17 protein-coding genes and 3 pseudogenes are annotated in these 18,234 nt (G+C 35.8%); 3 read left to right on the top strand and 17 right to left on the bottom strand.

Features of this window, described 5'->3' with window-relative positions; translation table 11 throughout:
- Complete coding sequence (locus tag F7732_RS11555; RefSeq protein ID WP_151574009.1) at positions 1-732, top strand: MerR family transcriptional regulator; 732 nt, start codon at positions 1-3, stop codon at positions 730-732.
- A gap of 354 nt (positions 733-1,086) precedes the next feature.
- On the opposite strand, the gene F7732_RS22640 is transcribed toward F7732_RS11555, so the two are convergent.
- From F7732_RS22640 to F7732_RS23060, 4 genes and pseudogenes are all read right to left on the bottom strand, one after another.
- The gene (locus F7732_RS22640) at positions 1,087-1,224 is read right to left on the bottom strand and encodes a hypothetical protein (RefSeq protein ID WP_161598869.1); all 138 of its coding nucleotides are present in this window, start codon (positions 1,222-1,224) and stop codon (positions 1,087-1,089) included.
- A 232-nt stretch (positions 1,225-1,456) separates the two neighbouring features.
- The gene (locus tag F7732_RS11550; RefSeq protein WP_151574008.1) at positions 1,457-2,089 is read right to left on the bottom strand and encodes a type 1 glutamine amidotransferase family protein; all 633 of its coding nucleotides are present in this window, start codon (positions 2,087-2,089) and stop codon (positions 1,457-1,459) included.
- Between the two features lie 74 nt (positions 2,090-2,163).
- A complete protein-coding gene (locus F7732_RS11545; RefSeq protein ID WP_151574007.1) occupies positions 2,164-3,123 on the bottom strand; it encodes a helix-turn-helix transcriptional regulator in 960 nt (319 codons plus the stop codon).
- 62 nt (positions 3,124-3,185) lie between these two features.
- Positions 3,186-3,324: pseudogene (locus F7732_RS23060) on the bottom strand (helix-turn-helix domain-containing protein); the annotation flags it as partial.
- A gap of 342 nt (positions 3,325-3,666) precedes the next feature.
- On the opposite strand from F7732_RS23060, the gene F7732_RS23465 reads away from it, so the two are divergent.
- Positions 3,667-4,161 (top strand): CBO0543 family protein, encoded by a 495-nt coding sequence (locus F7732_RS23465; protein WP_420837693.1) that lies wholly within the window; start codon positions 3,667-3,669, stop codon positions 4,159-4,161.
- 167 nt (positions 4,162-4,328) lie between these two features.
- Here the strand turns inward: F7732_RS23465 and F7732_RS23055 are convergent.
- A pseudogene (locus tag F7732_RS23055) lies at positions 4,329-4,469 on the bottom strand (N-acetyltransferase); the annotation flags it as partial.
- Here F7732_RS23055 and F7732_RS11535 point away from each other — a divergent pair.
- Positions 4,469-4,611: pseudogene (locus F7732_RS11535) on the top strand (IS110 family transposase); the annotation flags it as partial. The pseudogenes F7732_RS23055 and F7732_RS11535 overlap by 1 nt on opposite strands.
- Positions 4,612-4,830: 219 nt before the next feature.
- On the opposite strand, the gene F7732_RS11530 reads toward F7732_RS11535, so the two are convergent.
- From F7732_RS11530 to ftsE, 12 genes are all read right to left on the bottom strand, one after another.
- Positions 4,831-5,661, bottom strand: coding sequence for a DUF2785 domain-containing protein (locus F7732_RS11530; protein WP_151574006.1), 831 nt, complete (start codon positions 5,659-5,661; stop codon positions 4,831-4,833).
- 278 nt (positions 5,662-5,939) lie between these two features.
- Positions 5,940-6,566 carry an NUDIX hydrolase gene (locus F7732_RS11525; RefSeq protein ID WP_240056603.1) on the bottom strand — a complete coding sequence of 209 codons (627 nt, stop codon included), beginning with the start codon at positions 6,564-6,566 and terminating at the stop codon, positions 5,940-5,942.
- 57 nt (positions 6,567-6,623) lie between these two features.
- Positions 6,624-6,974 (bottom strand): VOC family protein, encoded by a 351-nt coding sequence (locus F7732_RS11520; RefSeq protein ID WP_151574004.1) that lies wholly within the window; start codon positions 6,972-6,974, stop codon positions 6,624-6,626.
- A gap of 500 nt (positions 6,975-7,474) precedes the next feature.
- The gene (locus tag F7732_RS11515) at positions 7,475-8,116 is read right to left on the bottom strand and encodes a pentapeptide repeat-containing protein (RefSeq protein ID WP_151574003.1); all 642 of its coding nucleotides are present in this window, start codon (positions 8,114-8,116) and stop codon (positions 7,475-7,477) included.
- 332 nt (positions 8,117-8,448) lie between these two features.
- On the bottom strand, positions 8,449-9,063 hold the full coding sequence (locus tag F7732_RS11510; protein ID WP_151574002.1) for a GNAT family N-acetyltransferase: 615 nt from the start codon (positions 9,061-9,063) through the stop codon (positions 8,449-8,451).
- Between the two features lie 666 nt (positions 9,064-9,729).
- Complete coding sequence (locus tag F7732_RS23460; RefSeq protein WP_420837689.1) at positions 9,730-9,930, bottom strand: SMI1/KNR4 family protein; 201 nt, start codon at positions 9,928-9,930, stop codon at positions 9,730-9,732.
- A gap of 283 nt (positions 9,931-10,213) precedes the next feature.
- Positions 10,214-11,152 carry a DNA/RNA non-specific endonuclease gene (locus F7732_RS11505; RefSeq protein WP_151574001.1) on the bottom strand — a complete coding sequence of 313 codons (939 nt, stop codon included), beginning with the start codon at positions 11,150-11,152 and terminating at the stop codon, positions 10,214-10,216.
- 266 nt (positions 11,153-11,418) lie between these two features.
- Positions 11,419-12,612, bottom strand: coding sequence for a PDZ domain-containing protein (locus F7732_RS11500; RefSeq protein WP_151574500.1), 1,194 nt, complete (start codon positions 12,610-12,612; stop codon positions 11,419-11,421).
- Positions 12,613-12,915: 303 nt separating this feature from the next.
- Complete coding sequence (locus F7732_RS11495; RefSeq protein ID WP_151574000.1) at positions 12,916-14,361, bottom strand: S41 family peptidase; 1,446 nt, start codon at positions 14,359-14,361, stop codon at positions 12,916-12,918.
- A 219-nt stretch (positions 14,362-14,580) separates the two neighbouring features.
- Positions 14,581-15,864: a murein hydrolase activator EnvC family protein gene (locus tag F7732_RS11490; RefSeq protein WP_151574499.1), complete on the bottom strand. Its 1,284-nt coding sequence runs from the start codon at positions 15,862-15,864 to the stop codon at positions 14,581-14,583.
- Positions 15,865-16,106: 242 nt separating this feature from the next.
- Complete coding sequence (gene ftsX / locus F7732_RS11485) at positions 16,107-17,000, bottom strand: permease-like cell division protein FtsX (RefSeq protein ID WP_066442579.1); 894 nt, start codon at positions 16,998-17,000, stop codon at positions 16,107-16,109.
- Positions 16,990-17,676 carry a cell division ATP-binding protein FtsE gene (gene ftsE / locus F7732_RS11480; RefSeq protein ID WP_066442578.1) on the bottom strand — a complete coding sequence of 229 codons (687 nt, stop codon included), beginning with the start codon at positions 17,674-17,676 and terminating at the stop codon, positions 16,990-16,992. Before ftsE ends, ftsX begins: the two co-directional genes overlap by 11 nt.
- Between the last annotated feature and the right edge of the window lie 558 nt (positions 17,677-18,234).

Below are 18,234 nucleotides of genomic sequence, written 5' to 3'. Positions count from 1 at the left end.
GTGTACAAAACAAAAGAAATTGCAGCACTTGTTGGGATACACCCCAACACTGTGCGCATTTATGAGGACTGGGGCTTTATATCCCCAGTTCCAAGACAAGCAAATGGCTACCGGATCTATTCAGACATCCATTTATTTCAGTTAAAGGTCGCACGAACGCTCTTTCGGTGTGAAATTGTACAAGGAGATATTCGAAAAAGAGCTCGTGCAATTGTATATGCTTGCGGTAAAGAAGAATTTACGAAAGCTAAAAAACTTACAAGAGAATATCTTACCAGTTTAGAACGCGAATATGTTCATGCCTTATCTGCTACAAAAGTTGTTGAGAAATGGTTGAGAGAAAGTCCTGCTGTAAGTAAACATACTTATTCCCGAAAGGAAGTTGCAATACTTTTAGACGTTACATCTGAAGCCGTCCGAAATTGGGAACGTAACGGACTCATTACCGTTCCGAGACTGGACAATGGTAACCGGGCATATGGTGAAAGGGAACTTGAGCAGCTGCAAGTTATTCGCAGTTTAAGAAGTGCCCATTACTCCATTAATGCTATTTTACGTTTACTGAACCAAATTCAACAACCTAGTCCTGATATTGTAGCGATTTTAAATACACCAACAGATGGAGAAGATATTGTGTCAGTAACGGATCAATTAGGTAAATCATTGCTAGATGCCATAACAGATGCAAAAAGTACATTGGCTTTGTTTCATGAGAAACATACTTTTCAATAACAGGAATTAACATAAGATCTACCTGTAGAATAAAAATTCAGGCAATTTGACAGTTTAGCTGAATTTCAAGTAACCATAAGCTGGATGATCACTCTCTTGTGTAGTGCACATTAATGGATAAGTCCCCCCTTCTTTGAAGGGAGTATTATAAATAATAGAACTGAAGCAAAAACCGCAATAATCCCATTCAAATAAAAAGAGGTTTCAGCTCCAAATGTCTGCCATAGCCAACCTGTAAGTAATGAAGCTGGAAAAAGTCCAATCCCTGTAACCATTGAATAAAAACCGAGTGCTGTCCTTTAGCTCCAGAAGTTGCAAGGTCAGCTACTAGTGCTTTTTCAATACCTTTTGCCTTTATTCTTCATCATTAATTTCGTTATCGCCAACTTCGTCCTCTCCAGGCTGATCTGTACCTGGATTGACTTCTTCACAGCCTGTCACAATAGTTCCAAGAAATGTGGCAAGAAGCAATGCAAGCAAAGCTTTTCGCATATGGTTACCCCCCTTAAAAAAAGAAATCTTCTTCTTTGATAGCATTTCTCCCGACAAGAAAACTATACAATAATTTCTCAAAAGAATAAGAGTACACATGTATTGAATAATATTTACTTTTTCCACCTAATTCGGCAGGAAAATGTGGATGTACAACGCTAAGGTAAATCCAATTAAAAAAGCCCAACTTTTCTGCAAATCATGATTAGAAAAATTGAACTCTTCAGTTACTTCATTTATTTATTGAATTCATTAATTGGAGGTAGTATTCAGGTTTATGAGTCTTATTTAGGTTATACCAAGAATGTAAAGTATCTGGTGCAAATACATCTATTATTTTCAGTACCTCCATTGCAAATTCCAGAGGAGCTATTCCTGATGCAGTAACTAGATTCGCATCAGATACAACAGACCCCAACTCATAGAACTTTTCTCCTTTATAGTTAGGACATACCATTTTAGTATATTCTAAGTTATTACTTGTATGCTTTCTAGTATCTAAGTATCCCATATTAGCGAGGCCCTCAGTTGCACCACAAATTGCAGCAACAATAGTGCCAAGCTTTAAAGCTTGGCCTATTCTTTCCAAGATAGGCTGATGAATTTTTTCGCTCCAAGTAGTCCCTCCTGGTAAAATTAAAAGATCTTTACTCTCAAGAGTACATTCATCAAGAGAAATATCTGGTTTTATGTTCAGTCCTCCCATAGTCGTAATGATCTCTTTATTAGCTCCTACTGTAATTACTTTTAAAGGTGCTAAATCTTTTTTAAAATATCTTCCTGAGTTTAGTTCAGCAATTAAATGTCCATATTCCCAGTCTGACATTGTATTAAATACATAAAGATAAACATTTTTTGTTTGCAACCAATAACACTCCCATCACAATTAATAAAACTATTATAAAATAACTTCCCTGACGGCTAACGTCAGGGAAGTTATCATACTTGATGATATTTTATTAATTCCGACAGAACTTCAATAAGTCGCTTCTTAAGACTTATTGGCTCAATAACTTTAATAGATTTATTGTACGGTAAAAGTAAATAAGGTACATATGTATGTAACATATCTTTTTCAAGAAGAAAAACAGCTTGATTTGAAGTCCGTTCTTGTAAATAATGTCCTAAAAACCAATGTTGGCAAATATCAGCCAAAACACTTTTATCCCCAGTTATAACCAAAGAAATCTCTTCCTTATCTGCTATTGCTGGCAGAAGACTTTTTATAAAAAAATCACGTGCTGAAAACTTTTCTGGCCGGTTAAACTTATTTTCGGTTATCATGAGGCTTTCAATTCGATCTGCTCTAAAACTACGGATATCATTTCTAAGATGACAAAATCCAATCACATACCACTTATTATTCCAATAGATAATTCTGTACGGATCGACCAGTCTATCATTTAATTGCTTTTCACCATTTTTATAGTAGAGAATTTTTACTGAGTAACCGTCAGCTATGGCCTGCTCCAACTCCTTCAAAAAAGGTTCCTTAGAGAGTGAATTTAATCGACTTATTACTTCAAGACTAGTTAAATGTTGGTTTCTCTTTGTTTCCTGCTCTTGATTTGAGTATTTACTTAGTTTTGAAACGGCCCTATTTAGTGCTTCACCTCCATAATATCCGGCCTCTTCTGCAAAAACAGCAGCGTGAAATAGTGCAGTTTGCTCCTCAGCATCGAAAAAAAGAGGAGCATCAATAAAATTGTTCATTAAAGTGTATCCACCGTTATGTCCTGGTTCTGAAATTATAGGTACACCACTTGTTGAAATTGTATCAATATAACGATACACAGTCCTAATATTCATCTCTAACTTTTCAGAAATTTGTTTCGCAGTAATTTTTTCACCTGAACGAAGCATCCATAGAATTGCTAACATATTGTCTATTTTAGGCATATAAACCCACCTCTATATGAAGTTTATTGCTATTATATACTCCTATTTTTTGGTATAACTCATCAACTGTTCCTATCCGATAGCTTTCTATATTATGAAGCCTAGACACATTTGAATTTCATAAATATAATTTACAGTCATATTTCCTTCTTTATATAGCTTCACCGCATAATTCATCCCAGCATGGTTTTTATGATATTTTGCTTCTTATTGTATGTTTAAAATGTATTTCGTCATAAAGATCTCCTAACATCCCAAACGGCTAATATTACTATTTTTTGTAGTACCTTCTTAAACTAAACTGCCTAATAAAAGAAGCTACCCCAATGGCAGCTTCATCTTTATTATAAACACCTGTTTATGTGAATGAAAAAAATCCACTAAAGGAAGTAACAAAAGTAAATAATTTAAGACTCCTTAGGGAATTATAATTATCAACTTAAAGATCTATTATACGGAGTGATTTTATTGAATGAACAAGATCTTCTTCAATCCATTTTTGAATATAAAGAAAGGATTAGTACACTGCGTATAGATCACTGGATGAAATATTCTAACTGGAAGACTTGGTATTTTTGGTTTAATATAATGTCTATTATAATTCCCCTAACCATTCTTTATTTTAAAATAGATAGAAAACGATTATTTGAAGTCTGTTTTTTCGGGTTTATAGTACATGTTACCTGGTCAAATATCGACAGCATATTATCTCAAAATAACTACTTGATACATCCCCATGGGTTCACACATTTTCTTCCTATGGGTATAACTGTTACTGCAGTCTTATTACCTGTTTGTTTTATGCTCCTATACCAATCATACTCAAATAAAAATAAGAGTTATTATTTATACACAATTATACTTTCAGCTTTTTTTGCTTATTGTTTTGGTTACATATCAGAGAAGGTAGAACTGCTAATTATGTATAAGGGAATGAAGTTGACTTACCTTTTTCTGATTGACATTGGAGTTGCCTACTTAGCTTTCTGGGTTACCAAGTTATTCATTACAATTAAAAAGCAAACGTCAAAAAGATAATTCTTTAAAAATTTAAAAATACTATTAAGTAAATAAGAAGTAATCATGAAATTACAAAAAGGCATAAATCTTATAATTATGCGGAAAATAAACTAAATATTATAGCATTTACAGTCACCATTCTCTTCCGTTTAGAAAGAAAAGGATTATCTAAATTTCGCATTAACTTATAAGCTCATAATGAACTGTTCTCCTATATTGCCAACTTTCCTTTTACCTGTATCAACAAATCCTGCATTTTTATATAAATTCTGAGCAGGAATGTTTTTATGATTAACTGCTAAGATAATTTCATCACAATGATTAAAATAAGCGATTACGTGCCTTCTACGATTTAAAACTGAAGAAGGTAAGCCTTATAAAGTAGCCATTATTGCATGTGCTAATAAGCTTTTACACTGGATTTATGCGATGTTAAAAACGAAAACTCCATTCCAAAAAACTATTTAGTAACAGCATTTTCCTATACAACTAAAAACTTCCAAATTGAATCAGGAGGGTTATTTGAGTTGTGCATTTTTAGTATAGCATTTAGTGATTATAAATTTAAAATATATTTATTGACAAACTATTAGCTGGTTTTGTTACATAACAAAAGCCGCCTGATTTGGCAGCTGATCACAAACAAGCTCTATATAGTTGAAATATCTATCTTTTATCTAAGGTGATTTAGTTGTACATTTTTTTTTGCCATTGTTCTAAAATATCCACTATTTTTCCCCTTAAATTTAAACATTTATTTTTGTACAATAACCTGAAATAATATCCTCGCAAAAAATTTATTATAATGGATTTTTTTCTAGAAAATGCTAAGCTGTATCCTTCTTTTTCAAATACATTATTTAGTTCATAAGAAATTTTTATTACCCAATCTCCCATTTCACCCTCAGTAACGCCTTTCTCTTGAAGTGCTTCTACTGCAAAAATGAGCCTTTCCTCTTCCTCATCAACAAATGGCAATTCTATTGTGCTATCTTTAAACAAACATAGTTTGACTGTTTCCAAGCACAAGTCAGATAGATTAATATTAAATTTAGGGTGACTTATAGCTTCTGTTAGTAAATCCGCACCATGTGCTATACTATGTGCCCATCCTTTTCCGGTCACATAGCCACGAATATCCTCTTCAAGTTTCAAATATTTAATACTATCCAAAATAGTTTGTTTTAAAATCTCATCTGACAAAAAATGTTTTTCCCTATCTTTCTTTACCACCAATACAATTACTAAAGAGGAGAAGGAGCGTGTAAATACTGAGTCATTTCCTTTTTGACCAATATTCAAAAATAGGTTGCGAAGACAAACCTCAAGAATATGATTCATTTGTTTTATTGTTAAATAGTCTTCAAGAATAAGTTTTCCAAATGAAGTATAAATTAGATGATCTCTAAGTTCTCCATCGATTGAACCTATATTATTCAACATTCTCTCGATAAGATCATCTATATTGCTGGATTGTAAAGTTTTTTCTAGATTTGATAGTTCAGACTTTAATGTCATACGCACACCACACTACTTATTTTATATATTGATATTTAACCCTTCTAATATTGTATATATTTGACAAATATTTCGTTTCTCCTTCTTTAGTGTGGCAGCACTGTGTGCAATTTCATTTCCAATACAATCTCGATAAATTTAATCTCTTTTTAAACCAACTCAGAAAAATCTAAATAGCCTCACCCATAGGCTGCTTATAAGAAATTGACTCATTGTATATCCTAGATTTATTCTTAACACGTTCGAAGATCAACTCTTTACTATCAATTAATAAGACTTCATGTAAGAAAAATTTTTAGTTCCTTTAAAACCTTGGAAATATAGGTACTGTCATGAGGTACGAAATCATCTTTACTCACGTATCGATCTACTTCAACTTTTTCCATTTTTTCATTTAATACTATACCTTTAGCTTGAACACTATCTATTTTTTCTAACCATAGTTGCTCAAATAAATCTAATTCTATCATCATTATTCCGGATACTTCTTCCATTTGGAATTTATACTTAATTTCTGACTCATCTGGGATTATATATAAGAACACATGTCCAAATTCCCTATCAATTATATGATCCTGAATGATTTCACCAGGTATGTTTCCGATAGAAATTAAATCCTCTATTGTTACATTTACACCTAACTCTTCATGCACTTCTCTAATACCATCAGAAACACTTTCATCTGCTTTTAAATGTCCAGCTGCAGATATATCTAACATATTAGGATAATCTTTCTTTTGATTACTTCTTAACTGAAAATGAATAAAATATTTATGATCTAATTTACTCACTAACCAACAATGGAATGTCTCATGCCACAAGCCTTTACTATGAACCTCCTCTCTAGTAGATGTTCCTATGTATTTTCCTGTCACATCAAAAATCTTTAACAGTTCTCTATCCATTATGTCACCTTTTATTCAATTGAATTTTTTCAATCTACAACTTCGCTTAATAATGCTTTAACACATGCAGACCATTAGATGATTACCATCAGGATCTTTGAAATTAAACCAATGATTATTCTCAATTTTTGTTGTTAATTCGACACCCTTACCTTTCATAAACTCATATGCTTGTTCTATATTATTAGTATTTAAATGAAACGGTGGAGTATTAAAAATATTAACCTCGGAAAAAATCTTGCTGTCTAATACAATGCCTGTTCCTTTCATTGGAACAATATATAAATGGCCGAATAATATCTCTCCATCTGCTGAGAGTCCTAATATGTCACAATACCAATTACGAGCCTCTTCAATGTTACTTACAGGAATAAATATTGTACCAACTTGATTTAATATGGGATTCATATATTACCTCCAAATCTCGTTATATTTCTAATTCGTCATGTATTTAAATATCCCCTTCTTATTAAACTCACTGCCCCTATTTCTACATATGAAAAAAGGCATCCCTTTTTAAGGAAAGCCCTATTAGTGAGAAAGTATTATATTTTCACCATATGAATTCAGATGATTTCAAACTTCAGTTATTTCTGTACAGACTGCCAATCGCAAATTGTTATGAATCGTCCATCAAGGAGAATGTCTATCGACTCAAAGTTCTAGTGGCTTAGGTCGCCTACCATGCCGTCACCATCACGATCATCCATATATTTGTACAACCAGAGTTATATTAAGGTTATAGGAATACATTGCTTGATTTTAAAGGAACCACACATAATAGATATATCTAAAATGTGTGATTTAATTTTGATTTTTTTTCAACTAACGCACCGGTAGTTGAAGTACATTGCTTCACAAATTTGTCCTTAGCCTTTTCTTTTAATATATATAATTTTACTACCGAATTAGTCTTTAATTTTCAGTCCTAATAATTTCGATAACCCTATAGCTTGATTTGAAGAAACTTCGCATCCTACTAAGCCTTCCATAGATACATTAATTTGTTCAAAGGTACATGTACTTATATCAACGCCTTTAAGCATCGTTTGTGTAAAGTCAGCATCATTAATATCACAAAGATTAGTTACAATTTTATTGAATTTTGAATTAAAAAAATTACAGCTTCTTAAAGATGACTTTTCATAACACACCTGTTTTAAACGTGTTTCTGCAAAGTTACTTAAATTTAAGTCACAGTTTTCAAAAAGAACGTTCCCTAGACTAGCTTCTGATAAATCTAAACCCAAAAGCTTACATTCTTTGAATTCAACTCTATGTATATTACCTCCACACAAACGCGCATTGGATAAATTACAATTGTCGAAAACCACATCTGTCATATCTATGTTCATAAAAGTGCAATTTACTAAATTGACGTTTTTAAAAATAACCTTTGATAAGAAAAGTCTATCTAGTGTTTCATTGTCTACTTGGGAATTTTTGATGGAACAGTTTACTAACTCAGGTTCTTCCTCATAAAAAATGTCATGGAAATTAGCATTTTTTACGTCAGTTGAGATTTTCGGTTTTTCAATCTTTATTTTCATTACCTTATTACACCTCTAATTAATTTTCTTTGTATTCTTTATGATAGATACTGTACAAGAGAATTAACCGGTTTATAAGTCTTTATTTTTTAAAGCAATTGTGTGCAACACGATTTTCGATTCAGTGGAACGCATTGAATAAAAACTGCCCCGTTAGCGACACAAAAAAAGGCTTCCCTTTTTGTTAAGGAAAGTCCGTTAAGTTAAGTACGTTCTCTCACACAGTTTTTTCCTTATGTAAAAACGAACCTTTGATTCCTGGAATGCTACCTAGTTAAATGACTGTTTATAAATAAAGTTGATCAACATGGTCTTTCTTTTATAATATAGACTTATTTCTTCACATATTTCAGAGCCAAAAAATTATTTATTCCAATTTTTTTAGCTACCTTCTGTGGAACAGCCTTCCGTTTATACTCCTCAAAACCCATTTTTTTATATAAATTCATTGCCGGAGCATTCGTATCTGCGACTTCTTCAATAACGTAATTGTTATACGGTGTATTTTCTATAATATAATGGATGATTTGAGATGCTACACCCTGCCCCCTGAATTCAGGAGCTGTTCCAACAAACTCAACTGATCCAGTATTTGGAGGGAAATTTTTATAAGGAGTTTCGAATTCCTTTTTTAAAAAAATCCCTGCCAAACTTCCTTTAAAGAAACCGAGATGCTTTCTCAACTCTTTATTATTTAATTTTACTGATTTTTTTGTTCCATCTGTACATGCTGTAACTCCAGCAATTTCTCCATCTGCTATAGCTACAAAAAATTGATCTAAAATAAACATATGAGCAAAAGCCTTTGCAATAACGTTTTTATCTTTAGAAAAAAAGACAAGCCATTGTGTAAAACCTTCCGCAAAAATTTCAGACATTTGAGTCCTTACATCTAAATCAATTTCATCAGCTTTAACAATTAGAAATTTATTAATTCCGGATATCATTTTGCAAATTCCTTTCATTTTATAATGATGAATATACTTTCAGGTTAAAATTCAATTGATATATATTTATTAATATTCAACAATCCAGAAATATACTAAAAAAAGTGATGATTTCTTTCTGAACTTGATATGAAGGAAGTCTTACCTATTCGTTTAATCAAAAAAACTACCAATATAATAATTTTAACCTTACGCCAAAAACACTTTGGAAACCACAAGTATATTTGACCTCTTAGATAATTCAATAATAAAGTGCTGTTTTCCTTCTTGCACTAACCTCCCTCAATAAACAAACACTTATCTCCCCTTTAGCGACATAAGAAAAAGGCTTCCTTTTACTTAAGGAAAGCACCAGTTAGTTGAAGAAGACTTCATTTTCAAATCTCACTAATGTTTTTTCAGGTATACTAATTTTGTCTATGTCAAAATTTTTTAATTTGAGAGTTAACTCTCCTTCCCGTTCTTCATCTTCTTCCCCAACCCAACAACTATATAGTTCGAAATAATCCCCTTTTACGAGAAATTCATCCATAATTTCACAGAGTCTGATAAGCTTTTGCTTTGATTCGTTACGAACTCTTTCGTTTGTATATTCCGAAATGTTAATTCCCCAATCAGTTGAAACCTCGTAAACATAAGGGGTAGTTAATTGGTGTTCCCTAACAGCTATTCGGTGGCTTTCATCCGAATAACAAAATTCACTCTGACATAGTTGGAGACTAGGTAACCTCCATTTTGAATATACAATAAATTAATGTAATTTTCCGGTAAATGCACGTTAAAAATGTTTTCTGCTAATTCTATATCATCCTTTGTTAATGGTTCCAAAACAACATGAACATCATAACTTTTTTTCCATATTTTCATATTTCTCACCTTCTTATAAATGTCTAATCATATTCTATCAAAACTCACACACTTGCAATAAATTCCACCCTCAACAAACATACCCCTATTGCAACACAAAAAAGGCATCCTTTTTTAAGGAAAACCTTATTAGTGAGAAAACGTTATATTTTCACCTTACAAATCTAGTGAATTGACCATTAGCTTCAGATTTCTGTATAGACAGCCATTCGCAAATTGTTATAAATTGTCCAACAAGGAAATGTTTTTTCGTATATTTATTTTGCCTTAAAGTTCTATTGCCTTACTCGCCTACCATACCGTCACCATCACGATCATCCATATATTTGTACAACCAATGATCACTCATTATTGGCATGCTGAATCCTGCTGCTTTTGCTTCTGCGATTGTCACCTGTCCATTACCGTTTGTATCAATCTTAGAAAGATCTCCTTCAATTGTTGAAGAACTAGGTGAGTCGGACTCGGTGTCTTTATTTCCAATTAATCCAAGTGATTCGTTTACTTTATCAGGGTTCACATTGTCAAATGAATCCGTAATGACATTTCCGTTTATTGTATAGGTATACTGATAACTCGAAGGAATCTGTGTTTCTGTATCATGGTAGGTAATAATCGCTTCGAAATCAGTGGCACCGCCTGCCTTGCGGATCGTATCTTCTAAATAAGCTTGGTCACCATGTCGGTTGAGCGTACTGTCTTGTGGTGTAATATTATAAGCATTCGATACCCCTCCGAGAGAATCAGCAATGACATGTCCTTCATCTAAAACATCACTTTCGACGCCAGGAACCTTTGCTTCATCCGAATAGTAGCGGCCAGACGATAATACAGGCTCCTTACTGTCATCTTGTAGAATGATTTCGTCAGCAATAACACGCACTAATTGTCCATATTCATTCGTAAATGCCCAATATTCACGGTCCCCGTAACCAATGTCAACGACGACATTCGATTTACGTTCTCCAGACAAATCACCCCCATCTACTTCCATGAGTTCGTATCCTGCAAATCGTTCATCATTTGCTTGGATTACTGTTTCTTCTGCTGGTTCATCCTCCACCGTAGTGACAATTTCTTCTTTTTCACTATTTTTATTTGTCTCAACTGTTGTAACTTCTTGTGAATCTGTTTCTATATCTGTGGTGGCTGAATGATCCTGGTTCGTACAGCCAACCATGATGATGGCCGTTAAAAGTAATATAAAATAATTCTTTTTCATTTTTAGTATTCTCCTATGAGTTTCATGTTGTACATTCTAAAAATATTGGAATGATAGGGTAGAATATGTTTTTAACATTAACCCGTTGATAATAGTATATTCCAAGATTAACTTTATTTCAGTAGTTATTTTGTTGGAAGTGATGCGGCGAATACACATAAATAAAGAACCCCCTCAATAATTGAAGGGGCTCGAAGTTTTTCATTATGTTTGTAATACCGAAAGATTAAGAATCTTTTCCGATTATTAATTAAAAAAACACTTAATCAAACTGCTTCATTTCCCCACTTCTTCTCATTCTGCACAAACAGAATGCCAAGTTCATGGTGATCACCTTCATAGAGGGCGCGCTGGACGAAGCGCACTTCGCCGTTGACGTCTAGAACTTCGAGTTTGCAGTGGGCACGGTTTTTTTGCAGTGCTTCATAAAAGCCATTTTCATTTGAGACCTTTACGCCATTCACTTTTGTGATCATTTCGCCAACCTGCAGAGCCATTTTGCTTGCTGGAGTGTTGGGAATGATCCCTAAAATCATGAGCGCATGATTTTGCTTGGAGAAATAGAATGTGGCATTGTCTTCTTGAACCCTGTTGCGGAGCGCCAGAATTTCCCGGCCAAGGATCGCCCCTGTAATAGCCGCTACTGCCACAATTGGATACCAATAGGCCGCAATCGAAGTTAACAGCACAAGTGCACCAAGAACCGTAATTCTTCTGCCTACATTTTTTACAGCCAATTTTGGCAGTGAGCTTTGGATATGCTGGTAAAAACCAACGGCAAATGGCACTAGAATCAGAGAATAGACATTATCTCCGATTGAAAAGACTGGCCACCATTCAAACGAAGTCTGCAGGGCATCTCCTGGAATCAGAAGGAATACCGGCACCATCCATACTCTCTTTACTTCATGAGCACCAACAATCTGGCCGCGCTTACTCTTCATCAGCCGCGGTGATGTGCCTTTGCTGCCGTTTCTCGCAATTAAAATCCCTTCTCCGATCAGCAGCAAACCAGCCAAAACAGCCACCGCTGGGAAAATAATAGAATCTCCTTCAATAACAGATTGAAGCCAAGAAGGAATCGGCCATTTCTGCTGGACAGCAATCGTTGTCAGAAAGAACGCAAAGCCCAGTGTATAAACCGGCGATAACCATCTTACCTTCCCTGTTAATGAAAGCAGCACGGTTAAAGCAGCTGCGAACACAACCGTTTCAAGAGGTACAGCCAATCCTGCTCCTATCATAATGATCGAAAAGATCAGGCCCAGCAGCAAACCAAGAGGCAATAACTGCCTCAGTTCATAATAGGCATTTTCGGCACGCACTGAAAAATCTCTTCTTTCTTTTTTGACACGAGAAACCCCAAGCCATGCGGCATAAAAGAAGAGCAAATAAAATACCGGATTCAATAGCAGCTTGGCCGCTCCTTTTCCTATTTCAACCAGCCATAATTCAGCCATTGTTCCACCAACCTCTATATTCTTAATAAACTGCTTATTCGTTACATTCATCAACGTTTCATCTTTTTCTATATGTATTATATTCTACCAAATTGCTGCGACAAAACCTATTGATAATTCTATGGATCTGCAATTAAAGAAAACTTCCCAACTGACAAGTCTTGAAAGGACGGCTTTCCTAACTTAAGCCATTACGACGAGTCTTCTTCCTCGCTGCTCATTTATACTTTTGGATACTATAAAATATGACAGGCCTCGCCATTCCCATGTCGGAAAGGAGCGAGGCCTGTCGCGTTGTTATTGTTACTGCGCTAAATATTTCAGTCCAGCCTGAAGCTGCAGATCATTATTTTCGTTTTTAATCTCTTCTAAAACAGCCTGCTGTAAGGCTTGTGCCGTTTTTCCATCGATCTCTCCACTCGTTTCAAGATCATGCATACGCTGAAATGCCCGGACAGCAACCTCTGTTTCGGTGCTGAAATAGCCGTCCGCTCTGCCTGGTTCGAACCCTAATGCTGTTAAAATTTCCTGAGCGAACTGAACCTCTTCTGAATTCATATCCATTTTTAAGGTTTCTTCTAGCTGTAGCGGATGGGTTCGGTATAAATCAGGCTGAGTTACCTCAAGTGTCGGTTCAATTCCTTTTTTATGAATCCAATTGCCATCTGGTGTCAGCCACTTGAAAAGGGTAAGCTTGATGTTACTTCCGTCACCCATTGCCATCGGCTGCTGAACGGTTCCCTTGCCAAATGTTTTTTCTCCGATGAGCGTGTATCCGCCTGCTTCCTGTAATGCGCCAGCCAGAATCTCAGAGGCAGAAGCACTGCCTTTATCAATTAACACAGCGATCGGATAATCTTTTTTCTCTTCTCTTTCTGAAAAATAGGTGGAGCGTTCACCATTGCGCTGTTCAATTTGAACGAATGGTTTTTCCTTTGTGACAAGCTCGCCCAGTATTTCTTCGACTGATGTGAGAAACCCGCCTGGATTTCCGCGCACATCAATCAATAGGCCTTCCACGTCCTCTTTTTCCAGCTTTTTCAACTGATCGGAAAACTCACTTGCTGTATCCTCTGAAAAAGAGGTAATCTCCATATAACCAATCTTTTTTCCATTCTCTTTTTTCACTTCTGAGTAAACGGTGATCTGCGGGATCTCGTCTCTTTTCACTTCAATCTGCAAAGGCTTGTTCAAACCTGTACGGGCAATTTCAAGCTTCACCTTGGTCCCTTTTTCGCCGCGAATCTTTAAGGTCGCTTCATTCAGATCTAAGCCTTCAACACTGTCGCCATCTACTTTTAAAATCTCATCATCTGGCTTTAACCCTGCTTTTTCTGCAGGCGAGTCTTTAAAAGGAGAAACGATAACGATCTTTCCGTCTACCTTGCTGACTTCTGCTCCAATTCCTTCAAATGAGGATTCTAACGCTTCATTGAACTGCCGTGCACTTTCCTCGTCCATATAGACAGAATAAGGATCATCTAAGGTAGCGAGCATTCCCTGAATCGCTCCCTCTGCGAGCTCTTCACTTTCAACCTCTTCTACATAGCTATTTAAAATTAACTGATAAGCTGATTCCATTTTTTCAATATCAAACGTTACCGCACTATTTTCATTTGCTCCGGAATGAGTCTTGGCCTTTTCAGCATCGATTTCTTCTCCAGCGTAATAAGAAATCCCTATATATGTTCCTCCTGCTCCAGCAAGCATAGAACTGGCTACAATAGCTGCGATCCATCTTTTTCTCATGTAATCGTCCTCTCTTTTGTCCAATAGCTGTCACTCAGGCATAGTAATTCTGCAGCATTTTCTACAAACCAATATATGAACAAGAAGGACGAGTTATGATTATTAAAGGTGAGAGGGGGTAAATGAATAGTAGAAATACAAAGCGGTTTTAAGACTTTAGCAGTTCTCAAAAAAATAAAAACGGAAGAAGCATCGCCTCTTCCGTTAAAACGTATATTTTTACAATGGAACAATTCCAACCGGATTAATAGCGTTTGATTTTGACGCATTCCACTCGCCGCGGTGGAGTTCAAAATGCAAATGCTGGCCATAAGACTGGCCTGTGTTCCCCATGTATCCAAGCTGCTGTCCTTTGGAAACAACAGCACCTGAGCCAACTGATCTGCTGCTTAAATGAGCGTAAACTGTTGTATAAACAACACCATCAATCGAATGGGCAACGAAAATTGCATTTCCATAGCTGGAAGAATAATAGGAACGAATAACCACACCATCAGCTGCTGCTACAACCGGAACACTGCCTTTTGCAGCAAGGTCAATACCGTAGTGGAACGTACCCCAGCGCGGACCGAATCCAGAAGACAAACGGCCAGCAGATGGACGTGTGAACGCACCGCCTGATACCGGTGGTGCAGATACTTGCTGTCCTCCGCCTGAAGATGATGATGAAGATCCGCTATTATTCTTCTTAGCAGCAGCTGCTGCAGCGGCTGCCTGAGCTGCTTTTCTTGCCGCTTCCGCCTGACGCTGCTTTTCAAGCTTAATTGCTTTTTGAACAGCTGCCGTTTGAGCAGCTAAAATTTCTTTCTGCTCTTCAAGATCAGTGATTTCAGCATGCTTTTGCTCCTCTTTCTTTTCTAGAGAAGCCATTAGCTTGTCCTTTTCACCTTTTTGGCTGTTCAATTCCTTTTGAAGCTGCTTAAGATCTGCAAGCATTTTTTCAAGTGAAGCAAGTTCCTCTTCTACAGCATTTTGCTTTTCTTCTAAAAGCTCTTTATCTGCCTGATGCTCTTCTAAAATACTTTGATCAGCTTCCATAATGGTTGCAACCGCACCAACACGATCAATGAAGTCACTAAAGCTTTGCGCTCCCATGAGAACATCGATATAGCTGACAGCACCGCCCGTTTCCTGGAATGAACGAGCACGATCCTTCAGAAGTTCATTTCGTTTTTCAATCCGCTCTTTCAAAACTTTAATTTCTTCCTGAAGCTTTACAATCTCTTCTTTTGTCTTCGTAATCTGTTCGTTTTTTTCAGTGATTTTTGTTTGAGCATCACTGATGGCTAGATCTAATCGTTTAATCTCTGCCTGAACATCCTTTTGTTCCTTTTGTAACTGTTCAATTTCAGAGCCTGCTTTATTTATGTCAGTTTCTACACCCGAACGTTCCTGCTGTAGCTTTTCCTGTTCTTTTTGCAGATTATTGATTTTGCTTTCCGCAAAAGCTTGATTGGCTGGAGTGCCTATCGCCAAACCGCCTGCACCTAACATAGCAGCCATTGATAGAACTAGTAAACGTTTTTTCTTCACTTTTCTTTTCTCCCCTCGTACAAATACTGATGATATCGGTCCCGCGCCAAGTTAGATTCAATTTGTCTTTGTCTAGATTCAAATACTTTTAGAAAAGCCCAGAAAATATTTCATAGAAATTTTGTGTTCTATGTAAAGAAAACGGCCTAATGGTCAGAAAGTATATAAAAGGGAAGAGTGCGATTTTATACAACCGCATCTCTTCGTTTCTATTAAACTTTTAAGAATTTACGGACAGACATTAAGCTTCCCCAAATACCAATTAAAGCACCCATTAAGATTAGAAGGGCTGAAACTTGGAATACAAATGGGTTAAATTCTAAGAGCTGGATAAAGTGACCGTCCAGCCTTGGTGCAATATAGTCATACGCATAGGAATAGGATGTTGCGATCAACGCGATCGGAAGGATCGATCCCAGTATTCCAAGCCATAAGCCTTCAAGGAAGAACGGCCAGCGAATAAATGCGTTTGTTGCACCGACAAGCTTCATAATTTCGATTTCCCGTCGTCTTGACACGATCGTAATTTTAATTGTGTTTGAGATTAAAAACATGGCTGTGAATAGGAGCCCAATAATCAGCACTAAGCCGACATTTCGGCTCACATTAATGAACGAGAATAGTTTTTCCACTTCGCCTTGTCCATATTTTACTTTTGATGCATACGGCAGTTCTTGAAGTTCTTCAGCAACTGTCATCGTATCTGTCGGATTTTTCGTCTTTACGACAAAAATATCATTCAATGGATTGTCTTGTTCAAACAGTTTAAAAGCTTCCCCGTCTTCTCCAAGACTATTGATCATGTTATCTAGCTCTTCTTCTTTTGGAATAAAAGCAATAGAGCCCACTTCTGATATTTGTTCAATTTGTTCCCTTAAAATCTGCTGATCTTCTTCTGTAGCTGCAACATCAATATGAACACGAATTTCTACATCTTCTTCAATTGAAGTCGCCACATTATTAAGGTTCATCATAATGACGAAAAATACGCCTACTAAAATTAAAGTGACTGTTACCGCACTAGCTGAAGCAAAGGTCATCCACCCATTGCGGGCAAGACTTTTAAAACTTTCACGGAAGTGACGGCGCAATGTTCTAGACTTCATAGCCGTAATCACCTCTTTGCTCATCGCGGACAATTTTTCCGCCCTCAATTGCGATGACACGATGTTTAATCGTATTTACAATATCTTTGTTATGAGTTGCCATGACCACTGTCGTTCCCCTCGTGTTGATCTCCTCAAAAATGTTCATGATTTCCCAAGATGTATCAGGGTCAAGGTTTCCAGTCGGCTCATCTGCGATTACTAGCTTTGGTGCGTTCACAATTGATCGGGCAATTGACACACGCTGCTGTTCTCCCCCTGAAAGCTCAGTTGGCAGCATTCTAACTTTATGTTTTAAATTCACAAGATCCAGCGTGTCCATCACACGTTTCTTAATGTTTTTCGGCTGTTCTTCAATTACTTCCAATGCAAACGCAACATTTTCATAAACGGTTAATGTAGGAAGCAGTTTGAAATCCTGGAAAACAACTCCTATATCTCTGCGCAAATTCGGAACCTTACTATTTTTCAGCTCACCAAGGTTCACGCCATTCATAAAAATTTTCCCGCTTGTTGGCTTTTCTTCTCTATACATCATTTTTATAAAAGTTGATTTCCCAGCTCCGCTCGGTCCAACTACATAAACAAATTCGCCTTGCTTTATATGAACATCTATTCCATTGGCTGCTGTTACACCATTAGGATACCTCTTATATACGTCTTGCATTTCAATCATCTATATCACCTAAAATATGTCTTAGTTTTATTATTCTTGCAGATAATTCACCAAAATACGACATCTATCGACATAATGAGAGAAAAAAGAACACATTCCTTGTTCTATTTCTCACAGACTTCATTATAACATCATACTTTGTCAAAATAACGGAAAAAATTATTACATTTTCTTTTCATTTATATCCTGGATTCCTACTATTTTCCTAAATTAATAATAAAAGATTCAATAAATCGACGGTATTCTCCTTCTTTCTTCCTCTTTTTTCTTTAATTTTTTGATGAAAGGTGTAAATAATTGAGATATCTGTTAGAGGGATGGGTATAGAGATACGAGAGTTTTGTAGAGTGGAAAAGCAGATTATGGGAATAACAGGTTTTAATAAAGAGTTTTTAAGAGAGCAGTAAATTTTATTCCGTAAACAAATGTCCAACTTTTGGAAATAAATTTAAAAGCCACAGAGATAATAGAATAGATGATTGAAATGTACGAAAATAGTTTTAGAATGATCAAAAATCTTGGAAAATGATTGAAACCGGTTAGCTGTTACATAATAAA

It is taken from the genome of Bacillus mesophilum (assembly GCF_008923265.1).
Lineage (GTDB): Bacteria > Bacillota > Bacilli > Bacillales > Cytobacillaceae > Cytobacillus > Cytobacillus mesophilum.
The sequence above is the reverse complement of the archived record's forward strand: the minus strand, read 5'-3'. Positions and strand labels throughout refer to the sequence as shown.